Source organism: Streptomyces sp. R35 (genome assembly GCF_041053035.1).
In the GTDB taxonomy this organism is placed as follows: domain Bacteria; phylum Actinomycetota; class Actinomycetes; order Streptomycetales; family Streptomycetaceae; genus Streptomyces; species Streptomyces lutosisoli.
In genome coordinates, this window is the sequence record NZ_CP163440.1 from 5,971,896 (window position 1) to 5,998,084 (window position 26,189).

Annotated in this window: 22 protein-coding genes and 1 tRNA gene; 18 read left to right on the forward strand and 5 right to left on the reverse strand. The window is 70.9% G+C overall.

Annotated features, from left to right (window positions below):
- Nucleotides 1-46 precede the first annotated feature (46 nt).
- The 18 genes from AB5J50_RS27305 to AB5J50_RS27390 all read left to right on the forward strand — a co-directional run bounded on the left by AB5J50_RS27305 (nt 47) and on the right by AB5J50_RS27390 (nt 20,866).
- Nucleotides 47-919, forward strand: a complete 873-nt coding sequence (locus AB5J50_RS27305) for a TauD/TfdA family dioxygenase (RefSeq protein ID WP_369260904.1) — start codon at nt 47-49, stop codon at nt 917-919.
- Nucleotides 920-988: 69 nt separating this feature from the next.
- The gene (locus AB5J50_RS27310; RefSeq protein ID WP_369260905.1) at nt 989-1,192 is read left to right on the forward strand and encodes a hypothetical protein; all 204 of its coding nucleotides are present in this window, start codon (nt 989-991) and stop codon (nt 1,190-1,192) included.
- A gap of 152 nt (nt 1,193-1,344) precedes the next feature.
- Nucleotides 1,345-2,391 (forward strand): aspartate carbamoyltransferase, encoded by a 1,047-nt coding sequence (pyrB, locus tag AB5J50_RS27315; RefSeq protein ID WP_369260906.1) that lies wholly within the window; start codon nt 1,345-1,347, stop codon nt 2,389-2,391.
- Nucleotides 2,392-2,486: 95 nt separating this feature from the next.
- On the forward strand, nt 2,487-3,791 hold the full coding sequence (locus AB5J50_RS27320) for an MFS transporter (protein WP_369260907.1): 1,305 nt from the start codon (nt 2,487-2,489) through the stop codon (nt 3,789-3,791).
- On the forward strand, nt 3,757-5,781 hold the full coding sequence (locus AB5J50_RS27325; protein ID WP_369260908.1) for an inositol monophosphatase family protein: 2,025 nt from the start codon (nt 3,757-3,759) through the stop codon (nt 5,779-5,781). The genes AB5J50_RS27320 and AB5J50_RS27325 overlap by 35 nt, the downstream gene beginning before the upstream one ends.
- The gene (cysC, locus tag AB5J50_RS27330) at nt 5,781-6,374 is read left to right on the forward strand and encodes an adenylyl-sulfate kinase (protein ID WP_369260909.1); all 594 of its coding nucleotides are present in this window, start codon (nt 5,781-5,783) and stop codon (nt 6,372-6,374) included. Before AB5J50_RS27325 ends, cysC begins: the two co-directional genes overlap by 1 nt.
- A complete protein-coding gene (gene cysD, locus AB5J50_RS27335; protein ID WP_369260910.1) occupies nt 6,371-7,291 on the forward strand; it encodes a sulfate adenylyltransferase subunit CysD in 921 nt (306 codons plus the stop codon). The genes cysC and cysD overlap by 4 nt, the downstream gene beginning before the upstream one ends.
- 2 nt (nt 7,292-7,293) lie before the next feature.
- Nucleotides 7,294-8,592, forward strand: coding sequence for a sulfate adenylyltransferase subunit 1 (locus tag AB5J50_RS27340; RefSeq protein WP_369260911.1), 1,299 nt, complete (start codon nt 7,294-7,296; stop codon nt 8,590-8,592).
- Nucleotides 8,585-9,994, forward strand: coding sequence for a cation:proton antiporter (locus AB5J50_RS27345; protein ID WP_369260912.1), 1,410 nt, complete (start codon nt 8,585-8,587; stop codon nt 9,992-9,994). Before AB5J50_RS27340 ends, AB5J50_RS27345 begins: the two co-directional genes overlap by 8 nt.
- Nucleotides 9,991-10,374 carry a hypothetical protein gene (locus AB5J50_RS27350; RefSeq protein ID WP_369260913.1) on the forward strand — a complete coding sequence of 128 codons (384 nt, stop codon included), beginning with the start codon at nt 9,991-9,993 and terminating at the stop codon, nt 10,372-10,374. The genes AB5J50_RS27345 and AB5J50_RS27350 overlap by 4 nt, the downstream gene beginning before the upstream one ends.
- An 85-nt stretch (nt 10,375-10,459) precedes the next feature.
- Complete coding sequence (locus tag AB5J50_RS27355) at nt 10,460-11,317, forward strand: TauD/TfdA family dioxygenase (protein WP_369260914.1); 858 nt, start codon at nt 10,460-10,462, stop codon at nt 11,315-11,317.
- A gap of 48 nt (nt 11,318-11,365) precedes the next feature.
- The gene (locus AB5J50_RS27360) at nt 11,366-12,484 is read left to right on the forward strand and encodes a hypothetical protein (RefSeq protein ID WP_369260915.1); all 1,119 of its coding nucleotides are present in this window, start codon (nt 11,366-11,368) and stop codon (nt 12,482-12,484) included.
- Complete coding sequence (locus tag AB5J50_RS27365; RefSeq protein WP_369260916.1) at nt 12,481-13,806, forward strand: acetyl-CoA carboxylase biotin carboxylase subunit family protein; 1,326 nt, start codon at nt 12,481-12,483, stop codon at nt 13,804-13,806. The genes AB5J50_RS27360 and AB5J50_RS27365 overlap by 4 nt, the downstream gene beginning before the upstream one ends.
- Before the next feature lie 22 nt (nt 13,807-13,828).
- A complete protein-coding gene (locus tag AB5J50_RS27370) occupies nt 13,829-14,353 on the forward strand; it encodes a thiamine pyrophosphate-binding protein (protein WP_369260917.1) in 525 nt (174 codons plus the stop codon).
- Nucleotides 14,353-14,937, forward strand: a complete 585-nt coding sequence (locus AB5J50_RS27375) for a thiamine pyrophosphate-dependent enzyme (RefSeq protein ID WP_369260918.1) — start codon at nt 14,353-14,355, stop codon at nt 14,935-14,937. Before AB5J50_RS27370 ends, AB5J50_RS27375 begins: the two co-directional genes overlap by 1 nt.
- Nucleotides 14,938-15,047: 110 nt before the next feature.
- Nucleotides 15,048-15,941 (forward strand): isocitrate lyase/phosphoenolpyruvate mutase family protein, encoded by an 894-nt coding sequence (locus AB5J50_RS27380; protein ID WP_369260919.1) that lies wholly within the window; start codon nt 15,048-15,050, stop codon nt 15,939-15,941.
- A 39-nt stretch (nt 15,942-15,980) separates the two neighbouring features.
- Complete coding sequence (locus AB5J50_RS27385) at nt 15,981-17,456, forward strand: aldehyde dehydrogenase (protein WP_369260920.1); 1,476 nt, start codon at nt 15,981-15,983, stop codon at nt 17,454-17,456.
- 278 nt (nt 17,457-17,734) lie between these two features.
- Complete coding sequence (locus tag AB5J50_RS27390) at nt 17,735-20,866, forward strand: BTAD domain-containing putative transcriptional regulator (protein WP_369260921.1); 3,132 nt, start codon at nt 17,735-17,737, stop codon at nt 20,864-20,866.
- A gap of 49 nt (nt 20,867-20,915) precedes the next feature.
- Here the strand turns inward: AB5J50_RS27390 and AB5J50_RS27395 are convergent, their stop codons facing one another.
- The 5 genes from AB5J50_RS27395 to AB5J50_RS27415 all read right to left on the reverse strand — a co-directional run bounded on the left by AB5J50_RS27395 (nt 20,916) and on the right by AB5J50_RS27415 (nt 25,942).
- Nucleotides 20,916-21,731 (reverse strand): ABC transporter permease, encoded by an 816-nt coding sequence (locus tag AB5J50_RS27395; protein ID WP_369260922.1) that lies wholly within the window; start codon nt 21,729-21,731, stop codon nt 20,916-20,918.
- Nucleotides 21,732-21,804: 73 nt separating this feature from the next.
- On the reverse strand, nt 21,805-22,764 hold the full coding sequence (locus tag AB5J50_RS27400) for an ATP-binding cassette domain-containing protein (RefSeq protein ID WP_369260923.1): 960 nt from the start codon (nt 22,762-22,764) through the stop codon (nt 21,805-21,807).
- Nucleotides 22,765-23,145: 381 nt separating this feature from the next.
- Nucleotides 23,146-23,979: a PIG-L family deacetylase gene (locus AB5J50_RS27405; protein WP_369260924.1), complete on the reverse strand. Its 834-nt coding sequence runs from the start codon at nt 23,977-23,979 to the stop codon at nt 23,146-23,148.
- A 1,056-nt stretch (nt 23,980-25,035) separates the two neighbouring features.
- A tRNA-Pro gene (locus AB5J50_RS27410) sits at nt 25,036-25,109 on the reverse strand.
- A gap of 29 nt (nt 25,110-25,138) precedes the next feature.
- Nucleotides 25,139-25,942 carry a Pr6Pr family membrane protein gene (locus AB5J50_RS27415; protein WP_369260925.1) on the reverse strand — a complete coding sequence of 268 codons (804 nt, stop codon included), beginning with the start codon at nt 25,940-25,942 and terminating at the stop codon, nt 25,139-25,141.
- Nucleotides 25,943-26,189 lie beyond the last annotated feature (247 nt).

The window sequence follows — 26,189 nt, forward strand, 5'->3', positions numbered from 1 at the left end:
GCTGCCGGCCGTCCCACCCCCGATCATCGCCCAGGAGGCGACAAGCATGTACGCGGACAATCCGCTGGCCCAGGTCATTCAGGACGAACACGTGGCCGGTGCCGGAAAGTCGGTCGAGGAGATCGCGGCCGAGGCGCGCGAGGTGATGGAGAAGAACCGGATCTGCCTGGTCCGCGACTTCCCCCTCGACCCCGACCGCTACCTCGACTTCCTCGGACACTTCGGCGAGCCGCTGATGAACTACTCCTCGCTCAGCGAACTGGAGAAGACCGACCCGCACCCGCAGATCAACCGGGTCAAGTACAAGAAGAAGGCCGGCGGCGCCCAGTCGGTGCACTACGTCGCGGGCGGGCTGAGGCCCCACTCGGCGCGTTCCTGGCGCTCCCCGCGGCCCTCGCACTTCGCGATGCTGATGGTCGAGCCGGGCTGGCGCGAGGTGCCCGCCGGCGAGCGCGGCGAGTCCATCGTCGTCAGCTGGTACGACCTCTTCAACCGGCTCGCGGAGCGCGACGGCGAGGTGTTCGAGGAGCACTTCGCCCGGCTGTCCACCACGCCCCTCACGTTCGAGGCGAACAACGTCCGGGAGGAGCTCAGCGACCTGCCGCTGCTCTACCCGCTCGCAGACGCCCGTGGCCCCTACGACGTCGGCGTCCGGCTCAAGCAGGACCTGCGCGACAAGATCCTCGGTATCCAGGAGCAGATCCCGGAGTTCGAGGCGTACCAGAAGTCCCTGCACTACCTGCTGGACGCGAGCGCCGACGAGCAGTTCTTCGCCTGCTTCCCGATGGACGGCGGCGATCTGCTGCTGATCGACAACCACCGCTTCGCGCACGGCCGTCTGAAGATCGTCGGGGAGTACACCGTCGACGGTGAGGCGCGGACGAACAACCGTGAGCTGTGGAGCGTCACGGTCCACTGAGGTTTCCGCGAGGAAGTCCACCGAGGGTTTCCGTGAGGAAGTCCACTGAGGAACAAGGAGATTGACCCCATGAGCAGCTCCAAGGGAACGCCTGACGAGCAGGCCGATCTGGACGCGGTCTGCGCCGAACTCCAGGGCGAGCTGGATGCCTTGACCGGCGGGCCGGGCAGCAGCGCCGCCGCCCAGTCGCTGGACACCGCCGTGGCCTCCCTCAAGGAGGTGGAACAGCGGAACGTCTCGTCGGTGCAGCTGGTGGCGCTCGCCGACCGCTGAATCCGACGCGATTCCACCGAATTTCCGCCCCGTTGTTTCCCGCAGCGGGGCGGAACCCGATATCTCCGGTAAAGCGCATGCCCCGTACACTGTCGGCGCCCCGAATGCGGAGGCCGGTCACTGCTGAACACCCAGAGGAAGCCAGATCCGTCATGTCACTCACCGGAAAGCACATCCTCTCCAGCGATCTCTTCGACAGGGATGAACTGGAGCGGCTCTTCGAACTGGCGGACATACTGACGCCGGTGGCCCGGGGTCGGCAGGTCACCCGGATCCTCGAGGGCGCGGTGATGGCCAGTCTCTTCTTCGAGGCGAGCACCCGTACCAGGCTGAGCTGCGAGGCCGCGTTCATGCGCCTGGGCGGCGGGGTGATCACCACGACCGGCGCCGAGATCATGTCCATCGCCAAGGGCGAGTCGCTGGCCGACACCAGCCGTGTGGTCAGCGGATACTGCGATCTCATCGTGATGCGGCACCCCGAGGAGTCCGCTGTTCACGAGTTCGCGGCGGCCACGAACATACCGGTGATCAACGGTGGCAACGGCGCCGGAGAACACCCGACGCAGGCCCTGCTCGACATGTTCGCCCTGCACCGGGAGTTCACCCGGACCGGGGGCACCCTGGACGGCCGCCGGATCGCCCTGGTCGGTGACCTGCTGTACGGCCGTACGGTGCACTCGCTGATGCAGCTGGTCACCCTGTACGAGGACCTCACCATCGTCTGTGTCGCCCCCGAGCCCCTCGGGATGCCGGTCCACCTGCTGGAGCTGGCCGAGAGCCGGGGCCACAAGGTCGAGTTGAGCGACCAGCCGGAGGTCGGCCTCAAGGACGCCGACCTGGTGTACGCGACCCGGCTGCAGACCGAACGCTTCGCGGACCAGCCGATGCCGTACAGCGACGCCTTCCGTATCGACAAGGCGCTGGTCAGCAGGGTGTGCCGGGAGGACGCGGTGATCATGCACCCGCTGCCGCGGGACGGCCGCCCGGGCTCCAACGACCTGGCGACGGACCTCAACGGCGACCCCCGCCTCGCGGTCTTCCGGCAGACCGACGCCGGAATCCCGATGCGGATGGCCCTGTTCTCCTCGGTGCTCGGCGTGGCCGACGCGGTTCCCGACTCCCTGCGCCCGGCGGCCTGGTACCGCCCCGACTACACCGGCCCGGACGACGCCCCGTTCTACAAGAACGTCGCTTCCTGACCTTCACAGCACACAAAGCACCCCCCCGAGAACGCCGAAGCGGGCCGGTCACCACCGGCCCGCTTCGGCGTTCTCCGTATCCCGCGAGGAACGGAATGAGCGTTGAGACAAAAGTAGAAGACCCTGCGGACCCTGCCGGGGATTTCTCCGTGTACCGGAATCCACTTGTTTCCGTCACGATGGCGAGCACCTTCTTTCTTAAGCTGGTCTCCTTTCTCTGCATTCCGTTCATGACGATTTACCTGAGCAAGAACGTCGATGCTCCGCCGTACGTCATCGGTGTCATCGTCGGGCTCAGCCAGATCGGTTCGCTCACCGCGGGCTTCTTCAGCGGGGTGCTCGCCGACCGGGTCGGCAAGCGGCTGGTGCTGCTGGTGGGGCTGTTCGGCAGCGCCCTGGTCTTCCTGCTGTTCTTCCTGACGGCGACCTTCCTCAAGGGGTCTTCGGCCTTCCCCGTGGTGTTCGGCCTGCTGAACGCCTGTTCCGGTGTCATGTCGGCCTTCTTCTGGCCGGTCACCCAGGTGCTGATGGCCGACAGCCTGCCCAAGGAGCGCCGCCCCGCGGTGTTCCGGCACCGCTATGTGCTGACCAACTTCGCGGTGGGCATCGGCCCGCCGGTAGGTGCCTTCCTCGGAATCGCCTCCGCCCGGGCGGCCTTCGTCATCTCGGGCTGCTCGTATCTCGTGTTCGCCGTGGCTTTCTGGCGGCTCACCCGCGGCACCGGCTTCGGTGTCTCAGAGGTCTCCGAGGTTTCCGACAGCTCCGGTGAAGCGTCGCAGCGGCGCAGCTTCGGCGGGGCGCTCAAAGTGCTCGGTGCCGACCGGGTGTTCCGCGGCCTGACGCTCTCGATGATCCTGTTCACCCTGGCGTACTGCCAGATCGAGACGAACCTCTCCGCGATCGTCAGCGGCGGCTTCGCCGACGGAGTGCGGTTCTTCTCCATCCTGCTCACCGTGAACGCGGTGGCGGTCATCGTCCTGCAGCCGCCGGCCACCATGATCTCGCGGCGGCTCAGCCCCCGCCGGACGATCCTGCTCGGCAACGCCCTGTTCGCGGTCGTCTGCCTGCTGTTCCCCGTCGCGGAGTTCGGCAAGACCGGCCTCGTCGCACTCGTCGTGCTGGTCAGCATGGCCGAGGTGCTGGTGGTCCCCACCGTCAGCGTGGTGGCCGACGAGCTGGCGCCACCCAGCATGCGCGGTACGTACTTCGGCGCGGCCACCCTGCGCAATCTCGGTCTCGGGGCGGGCCCGGCGGCGGGAGGCCTGGTGCTGGCCTCGTTCGACCGCGGACTGCTCTTCGTCTTCATGGGCCTCTGCGGCGTGGCCGCCTGGGCCGTCATTCTCTTCACCCTCAGGGAGAACTCCGGTGCGGATACTGGTCCTTCACCAGAACCTGTTTGAACGGCTCGGCTACGAGCGGGCCATCGACCACACGGTGCACGAGGTCAGTTACGCCGGTGCCCGTGAATACCTCGACAACATCCCCGGCCACATCCGGTGCGAGAAGTTCGCCTGGGATCCGGCTCTGCCCGTCGCGGACCAGCTGCGTCCGTGGCTGGCCCAGCAGCCCCCGTACGACCGGATCATCGCCCGGCACGAGCTGCTGATCACGCCGGCCGCCGAGCTGCGGGCCGAGTTCGGCATCCCGGGCATGCGGCCCGAGGCCGCGCGCAACTTCCGCGACAAGGTCGCCATGAAGCGCACGCTGGCCGCGGCCGGGTTCCGGGTGCCGCGTTATCTGGCGGCCGCCTCCCTCGACACGGCCGGCGCTGCCGCGGCTCCCTGGCGGGGCCGGACCATCGTCAAGCCGCGCGACGAGGGCGGCAGCCAGGGCGTGCGGCTCTTCGAGACCTTCGAGGACGCCGCCGGGTTCGTCCGCGACCAGAGCCGGCAGGCGGCCGGGGGCGACGCGTTCACGGCCGGCTACGAGCTGGAGGAGTACGTCGAGGGCCCGATCTGGCACATCGACGGCTTCCTCTTCGAGGGCGAGGTCGTCGTGGTCCAGCCCTCCCGGTACGTCGGGACGCCCCTGCGCTTCGAGAACGGCGAGCCGGTGGGTTCGGTCCAGATCGACGCCCCGGAGCTGGCGGAGTGGGCCGTACGGTGCGTGCGGGCCCTCGGCGGCGAGACGCTCACCTTCCATCTGGAAGCGATCATGACCGAGGACGGTCCGGTCTTCATGGAGGTGGCCGCGCGCTGCGGTGGCGGCTACATCGTCCGCGCCACCGAACTCCGCACCGGCGCCCACCTGCACACGCTCGACATGGCGTCGGACATCGAGTCCGCGCTGGCCACCCGGTTCATCGGCCCGGCCCGCGCCGAACTCAGCCACGGCTTCTTCCTCTTCCCCGGCCATGTGCACGGCGGCGCCGAGGTCACCGTCGAGGTGGCCGACGGGCTGCTCGACCACCCCATGGTGCTGAGCCACCGGATGGTGGCACCCGGCACCCCCACGCCACGCAAGCACTCGTACCGCCCGGAGCACCTTCCGCTGTCCGGAGTGGTGGCGGGCGCCGACCCGGCGGAGGTGGAGCGCTGGATCCGCCGGCTGTTCGAGACCACCACCGTCACCGCGCGCCGCCCCGCCCCCACGGACGCGTACGACGGCACGGGCTGTGCGCCCGACGACCACGAGCTGGCCCACCGGCTCGCCGAGGAAGCGGGCACGCTGCTCCTCGGGCTGCGTGCCGAGCCCGCCTTCGGCGATCCCAAGGCCCTCAAGGACCTCGGCGACGCGCGCGCACACGAGTTCCTGATGGCCGAACTCGCCCGGCACCGGCCGCTGGACGCGGTGCTCTCCGAGGAGGGTGCCGCCGATCCGGCCCGGCTGGCCGCGGGCCGTGTGTGGATCGTGGACCCGCTGGACGGGACCCGCGAGTTCGCCGAGGCCGGCCGCGAGGACTGGGCCGTCCATGTGGCGCTGTGGGCGGAGGGACGCCTGGTGGCGGGAGCCGTGGCGCTCCCCGCCCAGGGCGTCACGCTCTCCACCGCCGGCGTCCCCGCCGTCCCGCCCGCCGCGGCCCGTGAACTCGGCATCCTCGCCAGCCGCTCCCGGCCCGCGGCCTTCCTCCCCAGGGTCGCCGAACAGGTCGGCGCGGAACTCGTCGGGATGGGCTCGGCGGGCGCCAAGACCGCCGCGGTGATCCAGGGCCGGGCTCGGGCGTACCTCCACGCCGGCGGCCAGTACGAGTGGGACTCGGCGGCGCCGGCCGCGGTGGCGCTCGCCGCCGGGCTGCACGTCTCCCGGCTGGACGGCTCCCGGCCGCGCTACAACCAGGCCGACCCGTACCTGCCCGACCTGCTGGTCTGCCACCGCTCCGACGCCCCGGCCCTGCTGGAGGCGATCCGGCTCGCGACACGCGACGCGTGGGTGACGCGGGAGCAGCGGTGATGGGCGGCGTGAGAGCCCACACCGGGCCGACGGCAGGCACAGCCGAGTCCACCGCCGCCGAGCGGGGCGCCACGATCTGGCTCACCGGCCTGCCCAGCGCGGGCAAGACCACGCTGGCCCTGGCCCTGGCCGAACGGCTGCGCGCCGACGGCCACCGCACCGAGGTGCTGGACGGCGACGAGATCCGCGCCTTCCTCTCCAAGGGCCTGGGGTTCAGCAAGGAGGACCGGCACACCAACGTGACCCGGATCGGCTTCGTGGCCCAGAAACTCGCCGGGCACGGGGTCAAGGTCCTGGTGCCGGTCATCGCCCCGTACGCCGACGCGCGGGCCGCCGTACGCGAGCAGCACACCGCCACGGGCACGCCGTTCGTGGAGGTGCACGTCGCGACGCCGGTCGAGGTCTGCGCCGTACGGGATGTGAAGGGTCTGTACGCCCGGCAGGCGGCGGGTGAGATCGCGCATCTGACCGGTGTGGACGACCCGTACGAGATTCCCGCCGCACCGGACATGCGCCTTGAGACCCAGGGCCGGACGGTGGCCGAATCGGCCGCCCGCATGCACGCACTGCTCATCGAGAAGGGATTGGCGTGACCACCGTTACGCGTGCCCCCGTGTTCCAGCCGACGCATCTGGACGCCCTGGAGGCGGAGTCGGTGCACATCTTCCGTGAAGTGGCGGGCGAGTTCGAACGCCCGGTCATCCTCTTCTCGGGGGGCAAGGACTCCATCGTGATGCTCCACCTGGCGCTGAAGGCCTTCTGGCCGGCGCCGGTGCCGTTCGCCCTGCTGCACGTCGACACCGGGCACAACTTCCCCGAGGTCATCGACTACCGCGACCGGGTGACCGCCGAGCACGGACTGACCCTGCACGTGGCGCACGTACAGGAGTTCATCGACGACGGACGGCTGACCGAGCGCCCCGACGGGACCCGTAATCCGCTGCAGACCGTGCCGCTCCTCGACGCCATCGAGCGCCACCGCTTCGACGCCGTCTTCGGCGGCGGGCGGCGCGACGAGGAGAAGGCCCGGGCGAAGGAGCGGGTCTTCTCGCTGCGCGACGAGTTCGGCGCCTGGGACCCCAGGCGCCAGCGCCCGGAGCTGTGGAACCTCTACAACGGCCGCCACCTGGCGGGAGAACACGTCCGGGTCTTCCCGCTGTCCAACTGGACCGAGCTCGACGTCTGGCAGTACATCGAGCGGGAGAAGACCGAACTCCCGGAAATCTACTTCGCCCACGAGCGCGAGGTGTTCGCCCGGGGCGGCATGTGGCTGACCGCCGGTGACTGGGGCGGCCCCAAGGAGACCGAGCCCGTCGAGCGCCGGCTGGTCCGCTACCGCACGGTCGGCGACATGTCCTGCACGGGAGCCGTCGACTCCGACGCGGCCACCGTCGCCGAGGTGATCGCCGAGATCGCCGCCAGCCGCCTCACCGAGCGTGGCGCCACCCGAGCCGACGACAAGCTCTCCGAGGCCGCCATGGAAGACCGTAAGCGCGAGGGGTACTTCTAGTCATGACCAGCACCACCCTGACCGACACCACCGTCGGCACGCTGCGGTTCGCCACCGCCGGTTCCGTCGACGACGGCAAGTCCACCCTCGTGGGGCGGCTGCTGCACGACTCCAAGTCGGTCCTCGCCGACCAGCTGGAGGCCGTCGAGCAGGCGTCCCGGCGACGCGGGCAGGACAGCCCGGACCTGGCCCTGCTCACCGACGGCCTGCGCGCCGAGCGCGAGCAGGGCATCACCATCGACGTCGCCTACCGCTACTTCGCCACGCCCCGCCGCCGGTTCATCCTCGCCGACACCCCGGGCCATGTGCAGTACACCCGCAACATGGTCACCGGCGCCTCCACCGCCGACCTGGCCGTGGTCCTGGTCGACGCCCGCAACGGCGTGGTCGAGCAGACCCGCCGCCACGCCGCCGTCGCCGCGCTGCTGCGCGTTCCGCACGTCGTCCTCGCCGTCAACAAGATGGACCTTGTCGGCTACGCCGAGCCCGTCTTCGCCACGATCGCCGCGGAGTTCACCGCGTACGCGGCACAGCTCGGGATCCGTGACGTCGTCGCGGTGCCGATGTCCGCGCTGGCCGGCGACAACGTCGTGGAGCCGTCCGCGCACATGGACTGGTACGCGGGACCGACCCTGCTCGAACACCTGGAGACCGTACGGGTCGACACGGACCCGGCCGGTCTGCCCGCCCGCTTCCCGGTGCAGTACGTGATCCGTCCGCAGCGCGCGGAGTTCCACGACTACCGCGGCTACGCGGGCCAGTTGGCCTCCGGAACGCTGCGCGAGGGCGACACCGTCACGGTGCTGCCGTCCGGCCGGACCGGCACCATCGCCGGCATCGACATCCTGGGCACCGCCGCGGATGCCGCGACGGCCGCCCAGTCGGTCAGCGTGCGACTCGCCGAGAACCTCGACATCTCGCGCGGTGACCTCATAGCGGCCGGACCGGTGCCCCGGCTCACCCGGGACGTCGAGGCGACGGTGTGCCACCTCCATGAACGCCCCCTGCGGGCGGGCGACAAGGTGCTGGTCAAGCACACCACGCGCACGGTGCGCGCGGTGGTCCGGGAGATCTCCCACCGGATCGACATCGACACGCTGGAACAGCGCCCCGGCGGCGACGGACTCGCCGTCAACGACATCGGCCGTGTGGTGCTGCGCACCGCCGAGCCGCTGGCTCTCGACGACTACCGCGACAACCGCCGTACGGGCTCCTTCCTGCTGATCGACCCGGTGGACGGCACCACGCGGACGGCCGGCATGGCCGGATCCACCGAGGCGGGCTGGACGCGTGATGTCTGATACCGATCTCTTCAGGCTCTTCGCCTCGCTCATGACGCTGCTGCTCGCCGCGCACCTGATGGGCAGACTGTTCACCCGGCTTCGCCAGCCCCCGGTCATCGGCGAGATCCTCGGCGGCCTCTTCTTCGGGCCCTCGCTGTTCGGACTGATCGCCCCGGACGCGCAGGCCTGGCTCTTCCCCAAGACCGGACCGGCCGCGTCCGGGCTGGCGCTGATCTACCAACTGGGCATCCTGCTCCTGATGTTCCTCGCGGGCATCCAGATGCGGGCGGTCTTCGCCCGGCAGGACAGTCGCGTCGTGGGGATCATCGCGGTCGTCGGCATGGTGGTCCCGTTCGCCTTCGGTCTGCTCCTGGTCCAGGTCGTCGACCTGTCCGACGTCATGGGCAAGGCGGCCGACAAGACGGCGCTGACCCTGGTCATCGCCTGTGCCGTGGCGATCACCAGCATCCCGGTGATCTCACGGATCATGCTCGACCTCGGCATCGCCGGCACGGCCTTCGCCCGGGTGGTGCTCTCGGTCGCCGTACTGGAGGACATCGTCCTCAACGTGGTGATCGCGATCGCGCTCGGGATGGTCGACAGCGGCAAGCACGACACGTTCGGCGCCGCCGCCCTGCTCGGCGTCGGCTCCGGATACGGCTCCGTCGCCTACCACGCGCTGGTCTCGGTCGGCTTCTTCGGCCTGATGGCCGTGGTGAGCGTCGTCGCACGGCGGCTCCTCGGCGGCGGCCCGAAGAACGGTGCCGGCCTGCGGGGCGGTGCGCGCGACCTTTCCCACAGCCGGGTCGCGGTCCAGCTCTCGCTGGTCCTGGCGGCGGCGGGCGGTTGCCTCTTCCTCGGCATCACCCCGATGTACGGGGCGTTCGTCGTCGGCCTGGTGGCGGGCTGGGGACGCTCGCAGGAGACCGCCGGGAGCGAGCCGGCGAAGGCCGTCCACGGTTTCGCGACCGGGTTCTTCATTCCGGTGTACTTCGCCGTCGTCGGCCTGAAGCTGGACCTCGTCCACTCCTTCGCGCCCCTGTTCACCCTGCTGTTCATCGCCTTCGCCTGCGTGGTCAAGGCCGCCAGTGTGTACGCGGGAGCGCGCTGGGCGGGGCGCCCGCCCGCCGACTCGGTGAACCTGGCCGTCGCGATGAACGCACGCGGCGGGCCCGGGATCGTGCTGGCGACGCTCTCGTACGACGCGGGCATCATCAACGCGACCCTCTTCACCACCCTGGTCCTCACGGCCGTCATCACCTCGCTGATGGCCGGCAGCTGGCTGGAGCGCGCGATCAGCCGTGGTCTGCTGCCGCGTACGGACGCCTCTCTGCCGCCCGTTGCCGAGGGGGCTGAGGGGTCCGAGAGGTCCGAGAGGCGTCCCGAACCGGCCGGGGCGGGTGCCGGGCAGGCTTCATGAGCGCCTGCACCTGCATGCCAGGAGCCACCCTCTGGCTCGGCGGTCCCGCCCGGCACGCCGTTGCCGGGCAGCTCGCCGAGCGGCTGCGCACCGGCCACCACCGCCGGGCGGAGGTGCTCGACGCCGATCCGCCGGGCGGCGCCGACGAGAGCCCGCGAGCCGCCGCCGAACGGATCGGACTGGTCGCCGAGATCCTCGCCCGCAACGGAATCCTCGCCGTCGTGGTGTCCGCCACCGGGCAGGCGGCGGACCTGGACACGGTCCGCGACCGCCACCGGCGCGCGGGCACCGCCTTCCTGGAGCCGCTCGCGGACCCCGCGCCGTCCGTCGAGGCACTCCTCACCCTGCTGGCCGGGCACGGCCTGGTCCGGGCCGGCTGACAGTCCGAACCGGCTGACAGGCAGGGCCGACTGACAGACCGCCGCCCGGTCTCCGCATTTCCTGTTCCTTCTGGGAGTTGTCACCATGTTCGATCATTTCGCCATCGACTGCGCCGGTCTCTCGCCGACGGAGATCGAAAAGGCCACCATCGCCTCGGTGGCCGAGCACCGGCTCGCCTACCTGCGTAACTTCCCGCTCGACGTCGACCAGTACATCGGTCTGCTGGCACAGCTCGGCGAGCTGTGCCCCAACTACGCGGCCGGGTCGAAGAAGGCGGCGTACGCGCTGCACCCGGCGATCAACACCGTACGGTGCCGGGCCCCGCAGTCGGCGGGCGCCGAGCGGGTCCAGGAGAAGGCCGGCTCGCTGCCGATCCACTCCGGCCGCTCCTTCGCCCGGCGCCGCCCGCTGCACCTGGCCATGCTGATGGCCGACCCGGGCTGGCAGGACTTCGAGCCCGGCCACAACGGCGAGTCCCTGATCGTGCGTTGGGGCGACGTGCTGGCCGAGATGAGGGACCGTCACCCCGAGCGCTGGGCCGAGGACCTGCGCCTGCTCACCGGCTACGCGATGAGCTTCCCCGCCTCGCATCTGGACGAGGACGCGTCCGAACTGCCCCTCCTGTACGTCCCCGGCACCGCCCGGCGCACCCCCGTCCTGGACGACTACGCCGCCCGCCTCCCGCAGGACATCGGCCGGCTGCGGAAGGCCGCCGAGTCCGTCAAGGGCGGCGAGCGCTGGTTCGAGGCGGTCACCCGCCTCAAGGAGACGGCCAACGACCCGGCCGTGCAGCACGTGTACGTGATGGCCGCCGGCGATGTCGTCGTGATCGACAACGACCGCTACGGCCACGGCCGGCAGGAAGTGGTGGCCGCGCGCACGGATGCCGGCGGAGCTCAGTCGGTGAATCCGCGCACCATCTGGAGCGTCAACATCCAGTAGCCGCGACCGCTCTCGTCAACACATCAACTCCCTTATCTGGAACGGGTCATGAGCAAAGTCATCGCGAGTTGTACGCGGGGAGCGCAGACGCTCCCCGAGCGGCTGACCGCCGTCGAAGGCATCGGGCGGGCGGGCGATCTGGTGATCGCCCGCGTCGTGAAGGTCGGCGCCTACCGGCAGGTCGAGAACCTCCACGGCCGGGACGTCCGGATCCGCGTCGGCGACGAGATCGTCGGCGTGCTGGGCGACCGCCACTCCACCACCTCGATCTACGGCGGGCTGCCCGAGGGCGGCCTGGCCGTCAAGGCCGGCACCCCCGCCGACCTGATGGCGGTCGGCGGTGTCATCGGTGTCGCCGCCTCCTCCCCGGCCTCGCTCGGCACCGCGACCGCCCTGGAACTCGTCGGCCTGGCCGCCGACGCCGACGGCAGAGTCGTACGCCTTGAGCCGCAGGCCGCGCCCGTCGCCACCGGCACCCCCGTGGTGTTCATCGGCGGCACCGCCGCCGAGGTCGGCAAGACCACGTTCGCCGCGGCCCTGGTCAACCATCTGGCCGCCCGGCACGGGCTGCGGGTGGGCGTCACCAAGCTGGCCGGCACCGGCCGGCTGCGCGACCTGCTCACCCTCGCGGACGCGGGCGCGCACTGTGCGGCCGACTTCGTCGACGCGGGCCTGGCGACCACGTACGGCCACTCGGCCGAGGCCGTGGTCGGCGCCGCCCGTCACCTTGTGGGCCGGCTGACCGAGGAGGGCGCCGAGATCATCGTCGCCGAGCTCGGCGGCGACCTGTGGGGAGCGGGCATCCCGGACATCCTGCGCGACCCCGGCCTGGTGGCCTCGGCCCGTGCCCTGGTCCTGGTGCCCTCGGACACGATGGCCTCGCTCGGCGCGGACACCTGGCTGGCCCAGAACGACATCACCATCCCGCCCGTACACGGAGTGCCGCACCGCAACGTGATGGCCGCCCGGGAGCGGGTGGGTCGTGGCATGGGCGTCCAGCTGGTCGACCCGCACAACGAGCAGGACATGGAGCGGCTGGTCACCGAGGTGCTGCTGCCCACGCTGCCCACGCCGTCCGGCACCGCGCCGACGCCCGCCCCGGTCGCTGAGGTCGCTGAGGTCGCGGAGGTCGCGACGCCCGCCCCGGTCGCGGCGGGTGCCCGATGAACGCCGCCGTCGCCTCCCATCTGGTCCTCCTGCTGGGCGCCGGGGGAATCTCCCCGGACGCCGCCCTGACGGCGGCCGGGAAGGTCACCTCCGACGTGAGCGTGGTCTGGTACGAGGGGGGCGCCCCGGCCGCCGCGGTCGAGCGGCTCCGACAGCAGTGGAGCGGCTCGTTCGACGGCGAGTGGCTGGCGGTCGACGACCATCTGCGCATCCCCGACCTGCTGGTGGACCTCCACGAGCGCAGGCCCGTCCATGGCGTGGTCACCTTCGGCGAGCCGTTGATCCTGGTGCAGGCGGAGGCCCAGCAGCGGCTGGGCCTGCCCGGCAACCCGCCGGAGACGGTCCGTGCCGCCCAGTCGAAGCTGGCGCAGCGCCGCCGGCTCCGTGCGGCGGGCGTAGAGAAGATCCGCTTTTACGAGATCGCGGACGAGGCGGATGTTCCGGCGGCCGCCGCCGAGGTGGGTTTCCCCGCCGTACTGAAGCCGGTGCACGGCGCCGCCAGCTTCCTGGTGAGCAAGGTCGGGGACGAGGACGAACTGCGGGACCGGCTGCGCGAAGCGCTCGTGGCCTACCGGGAGTCCCCGCTCTTCGACCCCGAGCCGCTGTTCGTCCTGGAGCAGCTGCTGGTGGGCGATCAGTGGTACGAGGAGGCCGGGTTCGGCGACTACGTCAGCGTGGAGTCGCTGGTCGAGGACGGCCGCATCACGCATGTGGGGGTCACCGACAAGCTCCCGTTGCAGGGGTTCGTGGAGACCGGCGACGTGGTTCCCACCTCGCTCCCCGCCGACCGGCACCGGCAGGTGCTCGACCATGCCGGACGCATCATCGAGGCCATGGGTGTCCGCTGGGGCGCCACCCACCTGGAGCTGAAGCTCACCCAGGACGGCCCGGCCTGCATCGAGCTCAATGCCCGGCTGGGCGGTCCGATGGGTCATCTGCTCCGGGCCAGCAGTGGGGCGGACATCGAGGCGGACATCATGCGCCTCGCGCTCGGCCGGCCCGCGGAGGGCGACTACCAGGGCGTCCGGTACGCGCTGTACCGCTCGGTGCCGCCGCCCGCGCAGGCCGTGACCCTGGTCCGGCAGACCCCCCGCGAGGAACTGCTCGCGGGCTTCCCGGAGCTGGTGTTCTGCAAGACCCGCTTCGCTCCCGGCGCCGAACTGCACCCGGAACGGCCGTACAACGTCCTGACCTTCCTGGTGACCGGCGACGACGTGACGTCCTGCCTGGCCACCGCGGAGCGCGTGACGGCCGCGTACGAGGCCGAGTTCGTCTCGCTCGCCGACGGCAGCCCCGTCCCCTTCTCCACTTCGACTCACTGACACCGTCAGACGGAAGGCCAACATGCACACCACCACCGCGGGTTCGACGACCGCCCGCGATCTGCTGCACAGCCTGGTGGACCATGGCTACACCCTTGCGACGGGTGTGCCCTGCAGTCTGCTGAACGGCGCGTTCCGGCTGCTGGAGGAGCCGGGCGACGACGCCCGGCTCGCCGGTCTGCGCTATGTACCCGCGCCGCGTGAGGACAGCGCCATCGGCATCGCCTCCGGGGCGGTCGTGGCCGGCGAGCGCGCCGTGGTCCTCATGCAGAACTCCGGGCTCGGCTACTGCCTCAACGTCATCACCTCGTTCAACCTGATCTACGACGTGCCGGTGCTGCTGATCGTCAGCTGGCGCGGCCACGACGGCAACGACGCCGTCGAACACGACGTGATCGGCGCCGAACTCCTGCGGCTGCTCGACCTTTTCCGGCTGCCCCACACCGTCCTGGACCCCGAGGACCCGGCCGGCTCCGTCTCCACCGCGATCGACCAGATGGACAAGGAGCAGCGCTGCGGCGTGCTCATTGTCCGGGAAGGCATCTGATGCCCGCACCGCTGCTCGCCCCCGCCCCGACGCTGAGCCTCACCGAGGTCGTCCGGGAACTGCTCGTCCGCCATCCGGACGCCCTGATCGTCTCCACCTGCGGGTTCACCAGCCGTGAGCTGTTCAACGCGGCGGACCGGCCGGAGAACTTCTACCTGGTCGGTTCGATGGGCATGTCGGCGCCCGTCGCGCTCGGCCTCGCCCTGGCCCGCCCCGGCCGCACCGTGATCGCCCTCGACGGCGACGGTTCGCTGCTGATGAACCTCAGTGTGCTTCCGCTGGTGGCCTCTTCCGGTACGGAACTGCTGCACGTGGTGGTCGACAACGGCATGCACGAGAGCACGGGCGGCCAGGCCACCGTGCAGCGCTCCGACTTCGTCGCACTGGCGCTGGCGGCGGGCTACCGCAGCGCAGTCCGCGTCGAGAACTCGGCGGAGCTGCGCGCGGCCGAACTCACCGCCGGCCCCGCCCTGTTGCACGCGCTCACCGGACCTCGTACGGACGGACCGGGCCGCCGCGTGACGCACACGCCGCGGGAGATCGTCGAGCGAGTCCACGGGGCCGCGAACCGCCCTGCCCGGTAACTCCCGGCGCTTCCCGCCCACTTCACGATCTTCCCGACCTTCCTGCAGCTGTCTGTATCCATCTGCAGCTGTCCGCAGCTTTCTGAATCTTTCTTCTGAGGAGAATTCCCATGTCGAAGTCCCGTACCCTGCGCGACGCCCTCAACGGTTCCGCGATCACCCGCATCATGGGCGCCCACAGCGCGCTGAGCGCCAAGCTCGCCGAGGAAGCCGGATTCAACGCGATCTGGGCCAGCGGTCTGGAGATCTCGGCGGCCCGCGCGCTGCCGGACGCGAACATCCTGTCCATGGCGGAGTGCCTGGAGGCCGCGGCCGAGATCGCCGGTGCGGTGGACATCCCGGTGCTGGCGGACTGCGACTCGGGCTTCGGCGGCGTGGGCAACGTCGTCCACATGATCCGCTCGTACGAGTCCCGTGGTCTGGCCGGTGTCTGCATCGAGGACAAGCAGTTCCCCAAGATGAACAGCTTCGTCGAGGGCAACCAGGACCTGGCCCCGATCGGTGACTTCGCCGCGAAGATCACCGCCGCGAAGGAGGCGCGCAGCGACGAGGACTTCGTCGTGGTGGCGCGGATCGAGGCCTTCATCGCCGGTGCGGGCCTGGAAGAGGCGCTGCGTCGTGCCGCGGTCTACGAGGCGGCCGGTGCCGACGCGCTGCTGATCCACTCCAAGCGCGCCACCGCCGAGGAGGTCTATGCCTTCCGCGACGCGTACCAGGGGGCGCTGCCCGTCATTGTCGTTCCCACCACCTACCCGCAGGTGACCGCCACCGAGCTGACCGAGCACGGCTTCGGCGGAGTGATCTACGCCAACCAGGGGCTGCGGGCGTCGATCAGCGCGATGCGCGATGTCCTCGCCCAGATCGGCGGCGACGGTTCGACCTTCGCGGTGGAGGGGGCCATCGCCACGCTGAAGGACGTGTTCGCCCTGCAGAACGTGGACGAGCTGCTCACCCGCCAGGAGCGCCATGACGAGCTGACCGCCACGTACTCCGCCATCGCCTGAACCGGACCCGACCCGACTCGACCCACAGAAGGGATCACGATGGAGCCTCGCCGAACCGCCGGCGGCCGAGTGGTCGCCGAGGTACGCAATTTCATCGCGGACGGGTGGTGCGACGCAGCGTCGGGCCGCGCCCAGGAGAGCCGAAACCCCGGCGATCTCACGGAGGTTGTCAGCCGGAGTCCCGATTCCGGCTCGGCCGACGCGCAGGCGGCGGTCTCGGCCGCCGAGGGCGCGCTTCCGGCATGGCGGGCGCTCGGTCCGGTCCGGCGCGGCGAGATCGTCATGCGCGCGGCCCGCCTCATCGGTGAACGCCGTGAGGAGTTCGCCGAGGCGATCACCCGTGAGCAGGGCAAGCTGCTGCGGGAGGCGCGCGGAGAGGTGGACCGTACCGTCGCGCTCCTTGAGTACACGGCGGGGGAGGGGCGGCGGCTGGGCGGTGCCACCCTCCCCGCCGACGACCCGCGCACCCTGGCCCTGACCCGCCGGGAACCCATCGGTGTCGTCGGGCTGGTCACACCGTGGAACTTCCCCCTGGCGATTCCCGCGTGGAAGGTCGCTCCGGCCCTGCTCGCGGGCTGCACCGCCGTCCTCAAACCCTCCCCGCTCACCCCGCTCACGGCGGCACTGCTGGTGGAGTGCTTCGTGGCCGCCGGGGCTGCGGGCGGTGTGCTGAACCTCGTGCACGGCGGGCAGGAAGTGGGGGAGGCGCTGGTCAAGGACCCGGCCGTGGCCGGCATCTCGTTCACCGGCTCGGTGGAGGTGGGCCGGGCCATTCACACCGCCGGTGCGCCCCGGTTTCTGCGCACCCAGCTGGAGATGGGCGGCAAGAACGCCGCCCTGGTGCTCGCGGACGCCGACCTCGACCAGGCGGCCGACGCGATCGTGGCCGGAGCATTCGGACAGGCGGGGCAGCGCTGTTCCGCGACCAGCCGGGTCGTCGTGGACCGCGCGGTCCACGACGATCTGGTACGCCGCCTGGCCGACCGCGCGGCCGCGCTGCGCGTCGGTGGCGGCCTGGACGCCGGCTCCCAACTGGGGCCGGTGGTCAGCGCGGACCGGCTCCGGGCCTGCCTGGACGGCGTCCGGCACGCGATCGAGGAGGGCGCCGTCGCGGTGACCGGTGGCGAGCGCCTGACCGAGGGCGTCCCGGACGGCTACTTCATGTCTCCGACGGTGCTGGACGGGGTGCGACCGGACAGTTACATCGCCCAGGAGGAGATCTTCGGTCCGGTGCTCTCGGTGATCGAATGCGATGGCCTCGACGACGGCCTGCGCATCGTCAACTCCGTGCGCTACGGCATGGCGGCGGCCGTCTTCACGGAGGACACCTCGCTCGCCTTCGAGGCCCTGGACCGCATCGACGCAGGCATGCTGCACGTCAACCGCCCGGGCGTGGGGGCGTACCCGCACATGCCCCACCTGGGTGCGAAGGAGTCCCAGTACGGCCCGGCCGAATGCTCGCCACAGGTCTGGGACTTCTACACGGAGTGGCGCACTGCGTGCATCACGTACTGAGCGCGCGGAACCGAATGGGGCGTGGCCGAGGAGACCCTCGCCCCTGGCAGCCGAGAATGCCGGCTGCGCGATGGCGCCCGTCGGTTCCCACGACGGAGCCGCGCAACAGGTCAGGCCCGGTGCTGATCTCTCAGCACCGGGCCTGACCTGCACCGCACACCCAGATGCCGTCCGGTGCCGGAGGCCCTTTACCGGGGCCGTCAAGTGGGTGATGCTGACCCGGCGTTGGAGGGTGATCGACACGGTAGGGGCCGGTCGGTCGGGAGGGAGAGGCCGCCGTGGTGCGCGTAGAGCTGCTCGGACCGATTCAGGTGTACGCCGATGACGCGACGCCGGTCGAAGTCGGTGGCGTCCGGCTGCGGATGCTCCTCGCCAGGCTCGCCCTCGAAGAGGGCCGGACGGTGCCCGTCGACTCGCTCGTCGACGGCCTGTGGGGAGAGGAGCCGCCCGCCGACGCGGCCAACGCGCTGCAGGCACTGGTGTCCCGGCTGCGCAGGGCGCTGCGCGGCTCCGCGGCGGTGGAGTCCGCGTCCGGCGGCTACCGGCTCTCGGTGCGGGCCGAGGACGTGGACGTTCACCGCTTCGAGGAGCTGACCGCCCGGGGCAGGCGGGAACTGGCGGCCGGGCGGGCCGGCGAGGCGGCCTCGCTGCTCACAGCGGCGCTCGGGCTGTGGCGGGGCGCGGCGCTCGCCGATGTCCTCGACGCCCCCTTCGCCGGGCCCGTCGCGACCCGGCTGGACGATCTGCGGGCCGCGGCGGCCGAGGACCGCTGCGATGCCGAGCTGCGGCTCGGACGGTACGGAGAGGTGCTGGCCGACCTCGAAACGGCCGGTGCCGAGCGGCCGTTGAGCGAGCGGGTCGCCGGGCTGCGGATGCGGGCGCTGTCCGCGGCCGGACGGCAGTCCGACGCCCTCGCGGTGTACGAGGCGATACGGGAGCGGCTCGGCGACGAACTCGGCGTCGATCCGTCGGCCGAGCTGCGGGAGATCCATCTGGCCCTGCTGCGAGGTGAGTTGGAGACGCCCACCGCGCGGGCCGAGGCCGCCCCGAGCCGCCTCCCGGCCCGGCTCACGAGCTTCGTCGGCCGTGATGGTGAACTGAGCAGGCTCGCCGGGCAGTTGGCCCACAGCCGGCTCGTCACCATCGTCGGCCCCGGTGGCGCGGGCAAGACCCGGCTCTCCTTCGAAGCGGCCACCCGTGACCGCGCCCACGCGCGCGGCCGGGTCTGGTTCGTGCCGCTCGCCGGTGTGAGCGCACCGGACCAGCTGGCCGACGCGGTACTCGGCGCCCTCAGCTCCACCGACGGCCGCCTCTACGACGCGGGCCAGGGGCAGCGGGCCACCCCGGTCGAGCGCATGGCCGGGCTCTTCGGCAGCGGCGACGCCCTGCTCCTGCTCGACAACTGCGAGCACCTCGTCGAGGCGGCCGCCGAACTCACCGCCGAACTCCTCGACCAGCTCCCGGAGTTGCGGATCCTCGCCACCAGTCGCGAGGCCCTCGCCATCACCGGTGAGTCCCTGTGTCACCTCGGCCCCCTCGACGTACCGATGGGATCACCGGAGCCCGCCGAGGCCGCGCAGTCGCCCGCCGTCCGCCTCTTCGTCGACCGGGCCACCGGAGTCCGGCCGGACTTCACGCTCGACGACGTGACCCTCGACGCCGTGGTCGAGGTCTGCCGACGGCTCGACGGGATGCCGCTCGCCCTCGAACTGGCCGCGGCGAAGCTCCGCTCGATGAGCGTCGAGCAGATCGCGCGCCGCCTCGACGACCGCTTCCGCCTCCTCGCCTCGGGCAGCCGCACCGCCCTGCCCCGCCAGCGCACCCTGCTCGCGCTCGTCGAGTGGAGCTGGGACCTGCTCGACGAGCCCGAGCGGATCCTCGCCCGCAGACTGTCGGTGTTCCCGGGCGGCGCGACCGTCTCCGCACTCGAAGCGGTCTGCGCGGACCCGTCGCTCCCGGCCGCCGACATCCCGTACCTGCTGGACGCTCTGGTCGAGAAATCGCTGGTCCACACCGTCGACGAAGGGGCGGGCGAGCCGCGCTACCGGATGCTGGAGACGGTACGCGCGTACGCGGCGCGGCGACTCGCCGACGCCGAGTCCGAGTCCGGGGACGCCGTCACCAGGCGCTACACCGCGTACTTCCTGGCCCTCGCGGAAGAACACGAACCCCGCCTGCGTACCGGCGAACAGCTACGGGCGATCGAGGTCTTCGACGCCGAGCACGACAACCTCGTCCTCGCACTGCGCTCTGTCGTCGACACCCGGGACGGGAACCTGGCCGCACGCTTCGCCAGGGCGATGTTCTGGTACTGGGGGATCAGGGGGATGAGCACCCAGCTCGACACCTATGCCGTACGGCCAGGGGGCGGCGAACGTCCGGCTGCCGAGGGCGAGTCGGCGACGGCACGTGAGTTCCACCCGGCCACACTGCTCCTGCGGATGTCCCAAGTCTCGTTCCCCGCAAGCCCCTCAGGACCGGGCGGAACCGCGGACCAGGGGGACCTGGACCCCCTCGACTCGCCCGACCCCTGGGTGCGGGCCAGTGCCCACCTGGCACGGGACTTCGCCCTCACCGAACAGGGCGACCTGGTCACCGGCGCCGAGTCCCGGATGGAGGCCCTGCGCGGCTTCGAGGAGGTGGGCGACCGCTGGGGGCTCGTGATGAGCCTGTTCCCGATCGGCCGTGACCACTCGCTGCGCGGCGAGTATCCCCAGGCCATCGCCACCTTCGAGCGGACCGTGGCACTCAGCTCCGAACTCGGCACCGAGGACTACCTCTACCTCAGCAAGGCCCGACTCGCCCGCGAACGCCGGCGCAGCGGCGACCTGGCGGGCGCCTTCCGCGATCTGCACGCCGCACACCGGCAGGCCCGCGAGCGCGGACAGTTGCGCCTGGAGGCCAACATCCTCGTGGGCCTGGCCAATGTGCACCGCAGGGCCGGTGACCTGGCGCAGTCCGACGCGACCCTCGACCGTCTTGAGGCGCTGAGCGCCCGGCGCCCCTCCCTCAGAGAACTGGCCCGCGACCTGGTCGTCAGCACCCGCATCGAGAACCGTCTCGCCGAGGGGGACGCCGTGCGGGCCAGGGCCCTGCTGCCCGAGGCGGCCGGCGCCCTGTTCGGCCAGGGAGCGGGCGCCGCGCTCGCGTGGGTGGCCGAACTGCTCGGCGGACTACGGACATTGGAGGGCGCTCCCGAAGACGGCGCCAGGTCGCTCGGCATGAGCCAGGTGATGCGTGGTGCCTTCGACTGGGGCGAGCCGGAGTGGTGCGAGCTGGTCGACCGCATCGTGGCGACGCTGGGCGAGGAGGGCTTCAAGAAGGCGTACGAGGAGGGGGCCGCGTACTCCCGTGAGGACGCGCTGCGCTGGCTGGAGGCGGAGACCCTGCGGGCGGTGCCGCGGTTCTGACGACGGCGCGCGGTCATGCGGACAGGCAGCCGGGCTTGTCACCGGAGGATCAGCCGGCGTTCTTGCGGTAGGCGCGCATGGCCAGCGGGAAGAAGACCACGATCACGCCGGCCATCCAGGCGAAGGTGCCGGCCAGGGAACCGGCGACCGGGCCGCCGTTGAGCAGGCCGCGGACCGCGTCGGCCACCAGGGAGACGGGGTTGACGTCGGACCAGGCCTGGAGCCAGCCGGCCATGCCGTCCCTGGGGATGAAGACGTTGCTGGCGAAGGTGAGCGGCAGGATCAGGATGGTCATCAGGCCCTGCACGGAGGCGGGGTTCTTGATCAGCATGCCGAGGTAGATCGAGATCCAGGAGAAGCTGAGGGCGAAGCCGACGAGCAGGGCGAGCGCGGCGAGCGCGGCGACCGGGCCGGTCTCGACGCGGTAGCCCATGACCAGCGCGAGGACGACCAGGGTGCCCAGACAGACGACATAGCGGACGATGTCGGCGAGGACGGCGCCGATCAGAGGGCTGGAGCGGGCGATCGGCAAGCTGCGGAACCGGTCGAAGATCCCGGTACTGGCGTCCGCGCAGAGCGAGGCGCCGATGCCGATGCTGGCCTGGAAGACGGCCATGACCATGACGCCGGGGGTGACGAGCCGCAGATAGCCGTCGGTGTCGCCGCCGGACATGGCGTCCCCGAAGAGGTAGATGAACATCAGCAGGCTGATGATCGGGGTCAGGATCACATCGACCAGCTGGATCGGCGACTTCATGAACTTGGTGACGCCGCGGCCGGCGAGGGCGAGGCTGTGCCGGGCGGTCTGCGCGAGGCTGATACGGCTGGTGAGCTCGGCGCGGGCGCTGAGGGTCTGGGTGCTCATGACGGGGTCCTCTCGGGTTTCTCGGGTCTCGGGAAAACTCTTCGCGTACTTCGCGGAACGGGGAGCCGGGCGCTCAGACGGCGACGGGCTGCTCGTCGGCAGTGGCGGGCGCGTGTCTGGTCAGTGCGAGGAAGACCTCGTCCAGGCTGGGCAGCCGCAGACCGAGTTCGTCGGCGGTGATGCCGGCGCCGTCCAGGCGGCGGGCGACCGCGGCGACGATCAGCGGGTCGTCGGCCGGGACGGTCAGCACGCCGGAGTCCTGAGCGGGGGAGTGGCCGGACAACTCGGCGAGCACCTGCGTGACCCGCGGCACATCGGCGGCCACGGTGGGCCGGACCTGGAGGATCTGGCCGCCGACGCGGCGCTTGAGCTCACCGGGCCGGCCTTCGGCGACCTTGCGGCCCTTGTCGAAGACGGTGATGGAGTCGGCGAACTGGTCGGCCTCGTCCAGGTACTGGGTGGTGAGCAGCACCGTGGAGCCGTCGGCGACCAACTGCCGTACGACATCCCAGACTTCCTGCCGGGCGTGCGGGTCCAGGCCGGTGGTGGGCTCGTCCAGGAAGAGCACCTGGGGCCGGCCGACCAGGGAGGCGGCCAGGTCCAGCCGCCGTCGCATACCGCCGGAGAAGGTGGCGATCGGCTTGCGGGCCGCCTCGGAGAGGGAGAAGTTCTCCAGCAGCTCGGCGGCCCGCGCCTTGGCATCGCGCCGGGACAGGCCGAGCAGCCGCCCGATGAGCACCAGGTTCTCGGCGCCGGACAGGGTCTCGTCCACGGAGGCGTACTGACCGGTCAGCCCGATCAGCTGCCGGACCTTGACCGGGTCCTTGACGATGTCGTGGCCGCCGATGGTGGCGTGTCCGCCGTCGGGGCGCATCAGCGTGGCCAGGATGCGCACGGTGGTGGTCTTGCCGGCACCGTTGGGGCCCAGAACGCCGACGACCTTGCCGGCCGGGACCTCCAGGTCGACGCCGTCCAGGGCGGTGAAGTCCCCGTACTTCTTGACCAGTCCCTCGGCCCGGATCGCGTACGCCATGTTCAACAACTCCTCGTCAGGTCCTCGTCGTTCTCGATGACCATGACGATGCCGGGCCCCGCTGACAGTCCGTGGCCAGCCCGCTGACAGCGGTCGCCAACAGCTGTCAGGCGGTATCAGAGGACTCCACGAACAGACCCGGCACACGCTCCCTCAGGAGTGCGTGCCGGGCCGAATGAGCCGGTGGTTGAGACGACGTCGGCGGTCTCTCTTGACCGGAGCAGACCGCCGGGCTTGTGACCTGGGCTGTCGCGCACCCTCTGAGTCAACAGCCCGCAGGTCTCCCACCTGTGCGGTTGCCAGGTGGTTTGGGGACGAGCGCGGTGTCGGGTCGGCAGTGCGGGCACGCGTCGACGCCGCCGCCCCGGTCGGACGGGCGGATCAGCGCAGTCCGGCGAAGAGATCGTTCTCGGGTACGGCCGCGCCGGTGGCGTCCTTGACCCGTACGAAGGTCTCCATGCCCATCAACTCGCCGAACCTCTCCTTGCCCATCTTGAGGAAGAAGATGTTCTCGCCCTGACTGCCGTGCGCGGCCAGCGCATCGAACTTCTGACCGCTGAATGCGGTGGTGTCCACCCACGTGGTGATCTCATCGTCGGGGAGGCCGATCTCGGCCATCGCGGCGGCCTCGGCAGGATCCGGCTCCGGCATGTCCTCATGAAACTCGCGCATGATCTCGCCGAACCGCTGCATCATCGAGCGGGGCATCGTCGTCCAGTACACCTTCGGTGTCAGCGCGGTCATCTCCAGCGCCGCCATCGTGATGCGGTGGGCCTGGATGTGGTCGGGGTGGCCGTAGAAGCCGTTCTCGTCGTAGGTGACGACCACATCGGGTCGGTAGTGCCGCATGAGTTCCGCAAGTCGGGCGGCGCCTTCCTCCACGGGGGTCTGCCAGAAGGATCCGGGGGCGTCATTGCTCGTCCAGCCCATCATTCCGGAGTCGGCATAGTCCAGCATCTCCAGATCGCTGACCTTCAGGACTTCGCAGCTGGCCTCGAGTTCTTGACGGCGCATCAAGGCGATGGCCGCGGGATCATGCCCGGGATCGCCCGGCTTGACACCCTCCGGTCCGTCACCGCAACCGCCGTCGGTACACGTCACGAGAACCGTGCGGATGCCTTCCGCCGCGTACCGCGCGAGAACCCCTCCGGTCCCGGTGGCCTCGTCGTCGGGGTGGGCGTGTACTGCCATGAGCGTCAAGGGCCGGTCAGCCATGAAACAGTCCTCCTGCAGAAATACGTCTTGGTCCGAGTGCGCGGCGGGCGTACCGCGATACTGGGGCCCGGATCCTGCTGGGGCGGACGACCTTGTGGTCTCCGTGTTCGCCCGCGCGGCGCCGGTCCCTCGGTCGATGCAACCGTGCCGACGGGACTGACTGTTCCCGGCGCGGCCGCTTGGCCGTCCCGGCGTCGGCGTTCAACGCGAACGAGGTAAACGAGGTACGGCGCGACCTGCACGTCTCAGCGCCACGTCGGATCCGACTTCCATCCGGCACCAGCCATGAGATTCCGACACGAAATTTGAGATCACAGGATCCAGCTCCTGCGGGCACGGCTTGCTCTGCGCGGGTAAGGGCGATGGACGTGCAACGGGCCAGAGCAGCGTTCGCTGCCTGGCCCGTTGGTGTCTGCGCAACCGCCTGGCCAGCACGTCCTTGGGGGCGGGAGAACACCGCGCACCGGTCGCGGCGGATGGCCGCGAGCCGGGGCCGCAGCTCCTCGGCCGTGCCGATCAGGTTGTCGTCGTCGGCCTCACACGCTGTGCGTCCCGCGCGGACCCCTCGATGACCTCGTCGGGGTTCCAGGCGGTGATGGCGGATGTTGCCCTGCTGCCCGAGGGGGAAGGCCCCTGCGGGGGCGGCGGCGGAAGCGGTCCCGCCGCCGGAGGCCAGCAGCCCCACCGTCAGGACGGCGGTGGCGATCATGGAGGCTACTGGCGGGGACGGTGGACGAGAGGAGGGGGGAACGACAGTGTCAAACAGCGCCGGTCTGCAGGCATGAGTAGCTCCGCCCACCGCCCACCAACTCCGAGATCGTCGAGTCCGGCGGCTTCAAGCACCTCGCAAGAAGAGCTTCCGCACTGGCCGCCGCCACCGCCTCCGCTGACGCGGTCGAGACCCGAGCGGCGGGGCAGCCGAACCTGACTCGGGGAAGCTCCCCGGCGAGCCGGATTCCGAAGGCGGCTCGCAAATGGCTCCCGAAATGGCCCCACAAAGCAGATCAGGCCCGGTACTGATCTCTCAGTACCGGGCCTGACCTGGTGTTTCAGCTGTCGGGGTGGCGGGATTTGAACCCACGACCTCTTCGTCCCGAACGAAGCGCGCTGCCAAGCTGCGCTACACCCCGATCGTCGCTGCTTGTCGCGGCGACGTCGTTTACTTTAGCCCACTGGTGGCCGGAGACGAAATCCGGTTTTCGGGGCGTCGGACGCGGTGGTGGACCGGGTCGGGGCGGACGTGGTCGAGGGCGACGGTGAGAAGGGCGAGGGCGTAGAAGGCGACGCCGAGGATCGCCGTGTTGCCGAGGACGCCGACGTAGCCGTGCTGGTCGACGTCCACGAAGGAGTACAGGTAGCGCGTCGGGGCGCCGGGGGACATCGTCGCGCCGCGGGCCAGGGAAAAGCCCAGGTAGGCGAGGGGGTAGAGGAGCCAGGTGGCGGCGTTTCGGACGGACAGCGGTGGGGTCGGGCGGGTCAGCAGGAGCCAGTCGGCCAGCACCGCGATCGGCATCGCGGTGTGCAGCAGCTGGTTGGCCACCGCGTGCCAGCCCGTGAGGGTGTCGATCTCCCCGGTCATCGAGAAGCCGCTGGACTGGTTCGCCAGGATCAGGTGGTAGACGAGGCCCGTGATCGCGATGTAGAGCAGTGTGCCGCCGGTCACTACGCCGGGCAGCGGGCGGCGGGCCGTCCACCCGCGCCAGGCCGAGGCGGCGAAGACCACTGCCACGAGCACGTTGCTCTGGATCGTGAAGTAGCTGAGGACGCGGAGCGGGCTGCCCAGGATCAGGTCGATGGTCACGCCCGTCGCCGCCGCGAGGGCTACGAGGAGTCGGAAGGCCGCCGCCACCGGGCGGCGCGCGGGGGCCACCACCGCCGTCGCGGGGACGACGGAGAGGGGCGGCGGGGGGATACCCGGTATCGCGGGGAGGTCGGGTATGTCCTTGGGGATGGGGGCGATCATGGCCCCACGCTAAGGGGAGTGGACGAATCGGGCGATACGGGTCGCCTGGGTGGGTTACGCCCGCACGGACGGCACGGTCCGCACGGTCCGCACGGTCCGCACAGCCCGCACAGCCCGGGCCGTCCGGGTCGTGGGTGTCGGCGGGGCGCAGCCGTCCGTGCCGTCCGGGTCTGTGCCCCGAGGCCGTCCGTATCGGTGGCGTGCGCCGTTCCCGGCCCGCTTCGTCAGCGGCGCCCCCCGTCGGCGC